Here is a 3,522-nt window from a genome sequence, read left to right on the forward strand (position 1 = left end):
CTTCAAATCTGACCACCACACGCTCCCACGTCCGTATAGGATGGTTCGCATAATGTATATTATGTTAAATTATGTGTCTGAGTGGAACTTCTTCCAAGGTTGTCATGTCAGCGTCGCTAATTAACCGGAATGCCCTGCCTTTGTAAACGTTGAAAACAAAACGGATTCCTGTCGCATCACCGGAAACGATTATTACTCAACGTGTTGCTCCTGACAGCTCATGTAATACCTGAGATGCGGGCCGACTACAGTCGGGATCAAAACGGAACGTTCAGGGGCTTGGTCGACGCAATCCCACTTTTGTACCGTCCTTATCTGTCGTAACCAAAACGGAAAAATTTTTCGACTCCAATTTCCGCCACTCTTAACCTTTGAAATTCCTACTTTTTTTAGAAACGCATTTTCGGCGGCTGGGCGTTGCTGTCGTAACCAAAACGGAAAAATATTGCGCTTAGCCATGCGCTCGTCTTTTAGGATTGCCAAACCTGCTAACTTCGCTACATTGATGCCGGTGCATAGTTCACAACGACCTCTTCAAGGACGTAAAGGTGTTCCCGAGATCAATCCTGACAGACCGTGGTGAAACCGCACATCGTGCCAAAGCCAACTGTAACGCCGGGGCCGACGAGCCATCCACATCCCAATCGACCCTGATCTTGAACTACCTGTCCTCGTACCCAGCCGAAACAGGCGCAGTCGAAACCTACGAGCATTTTTGTCGCTACGCCGATACCCTTTCTGCTTCTATCCGCAGTAAATCAAGCATCATGTTGTCCCTCGAAAAATTCGTCCTCTGGGCGATTTGCATCGCAAGGAAGCCATTGAGCGACTTTGCCGCACAAGATCTCAGGGACTTTAGATCCTTCTGCGCGCGGCCCCCGGTGGCCTGGGTTGGCGCTCGGAAGGCAAGATTTGTCATCAATGAAGGTACCGAACGCCATAACGAAGATTGGAAGCCATTCGCACAGTCGATCGCAGATCCGGTACTTGGATACGTGACTAACCGATTCTTCAAGTATTTAAGCTCGGACTCAGGTGTACAGCCCAGGCTGTCAAGCTCCGAGCTTTATAAAGCACCGCGAGCGCCGTTCAGTAGCCATGATGACTCCCAAGCCCAGCAATACCTTCAATACCTCACAGACCTGACGCCAGCCACTAAGGTTTCTGAGCGTAGTTTGTTCGTGTTTTCGGTCTGCTATCACCTTTACCTCAGCTTCAAAGAGTGGCGCTCAGAGCGTAGTCACTTTTCAATGGCGTGCTTTTCATCGATAGGTTCCAGCGATCCGCGCTTCATCATGCGAGGTCATCTTCGTGGCTACAACATCGCGATCCCTCAGGCCCTCATAGACTCGATAATCAGATACAGGCATGGTCTGGGCTTGAGCTCCATACCTTCCTCGGACGAAAGCGATCCAATACTCACGGAATCCTTGCTCGGCAAGCTAATGTGGAGACTCCCCAAAATGCCGGGGTTGGGACGCTCTCCTAGCCAACTGCTTGCTCGAGCCGTGGGTTTTCGTATCACTCAACTTGATACGCCAGCACAAGCTCGTATCTCAAGAAGCGAAAGCTCGCGCCAGTACCGATTGAGTTGGAAGCGTAAGCAGGCTTCGAAAGCACTTGGGTCTGTCGATCACCAAGACCATGCGGGTCTGGACACTGGTTATCATACGCAGGAGCGCCCGTCTCCATTATTTGGTATGCAACAAAGAGAGGTACTCCTTCTTTCATCGGCTCAGGGGCAAGCCTATATATCAGGGTTTTTTCCAACTAATCGTTTCAAGATTGCACTGGAGTCTTTAGAGGTACTTCGGGCATACCGATCATGTAGTGCTGATCGGTTAAAGCTGGTGGCACTTGAGAAATTGCTACTGTGGTCAGTTTATATCAAACATAAAAGCTTCTACTCGTTGGCCCCGCTTGATGCTCGGGAGTTTTACGAATTCTGTCTCCTACCACCTTCGAGCTGGACTGGCAATTATGGGCAGTCAAGGCTGGGTGTGGGAGTTACAGGCGTACTGCCAAATCCAGATTGGGCTCCGTTTGTCCGAATCTCTGGCGGAGATCAAGCAAGGATCATTCGGGCAGGCCGAATCATGGACTGGTGCGATAACGTTTGTAATTCGTTATTGGTGATTGAATCGGTCAAGCTTAATATTTTTTCTGGCCTGCTGGACTAGGGCTGCTAGCTAAATGAGTCGTGAAAGACGTCCTTCGGTAGTGGATGACCGGATAAGTCCCCCTCCTCGGCCCCTGCCATCACGCTGATAGAACGCACTCTAGTGCTCATCGTATTCAGCGAGCACGCCCCCCTCGCCGGCGGCCGAGTAGGTTTCGTGATGAAGTACAGCGCTTCGAGGCTATCTCGGCTCACCTTTGCCGGCCGTTTATTCGACGGCTAACCAACGCATAGCCCGAAAACTGGATGGGCCTGGGGGGCAATTCTAGTTCTTAGGCAATGTCCTCGATGTCGTTGACACAAAGCGCTACCACGGCATCTGGGCGGCCAGGGCTGCGTAAATCGTCCCTGGATCTGTCGCCCTTGGGTTATGAGCGCATACGTGACAATCAGCCCATCGTGGAGTCGGTTATCTACTGACTCCTGCGCGAGCCGGCAACGTCCGGCTCGCTATGTGATGCATCCTCGGTTACCTAGCGGAATTGAACGTGACAGCTGTCTCGAAAGTACTCATCCCCTCCTCCTCTTCCCTTCAGCAAAACCAAGTGCCATCGGACTTACCAGCTGCCTCGGGATACATCGAGACAGGAACCCCTGAGTTTCGTAGAACCTCATGGGCACTTCTAGCAGGTGGGTTTTCCAGTTTTGCTCTGCTTTATTGCGTTCAACCGATGATGCCTGCTCTGTCAGAGGCTTTTTCAATCAGTGCAGCCCAGAGCAGTCTCATCCTGTCTGTTTCAACCATTACCTTGGCAATTGGCCTCCTTTTTACTGGCCCAATTTCAGATGCCTTAGGTCGAAAGCCCGTGATGGTGGTTGCATTGATGGCGGCTGCGCTATGCACGATCCTGGCATCGATGATGATGCCAAACTGGCAAAGCTTGCTAGTGATGCGTGCGCTCCTCGGATTGTCGCTTAGCGGCATAACGGCGCTTGCTGTGACCTACCTGAGTGAGGAGATACATCCTCGCAACATAGGCGTCGCGATCGGCTTATACATTGGCGGCAGTGCGATTGGAGGTATGTCAGGACGCCTGGCCAGTGGCCTGATTCTGGAGTACGGATCATGGCGCATGGCCGTGGGTGCGATAGGCATATTTGGTGTGGTTGCCGCAGTACTTTTCTGGCGCTATTTGCCGGAGTCCAGGCACTTCACACCGCGCGCGATCAACACGAAAAATTTAGTGGGAGGGTTTCTTCTCCACTTCCAAAATTCGGCATTGCGCCTCCTCTTCCTTCAAGCATTCTTGCTGATGGGCAGCCTGGTAACCTTTTTCAACTACATCGGTTATGTAGTGGTCTAATGATTCCGGACACCCATTTAGGCGAGAATGCTCGCCAGA

1 protein-coding gene and 1 pseudogene are annotated in these 3,522 nt (G+C 51.6%); both read left to right on the top strand.

The window, feature by feature from the left end; all coding sequences use genetic code 11:
• The first annotated feature begins 656 nt into the window (after positions 1-656).
• Positions 657-2,180 carry a hypothetical protein gene (locus tag MO767_RS30775; protein ID WP_282483611.1) on the top strand — a complete coding sequence of 508 codons (1,524 nt, stop codon included), beginning with the start codon at positions 657-659 and terminating at the stop codon, positions 2,178-2,180.
• A gap of 544 nt (positions 2,181-2,724) precedes the next feature.
• Positions 2,725-3,471 (top strand): annotated as a pseudogene (locus MO767_RS30780) (MFS transporter); the annotation flags it as partial.
• Between the last annotated feature and the right edge of the window lie 51 nt (positions 3,472-3,522).

Source organism: Pseudomonas sp. UYIF39 (genome assembly GCF_029963765.1).
GTDB lineage: Bacteria > Pseudomonadota > Gammaproteobacteria > Pseudomonadales > Pseudomonadaceae > Aquipseudomonas.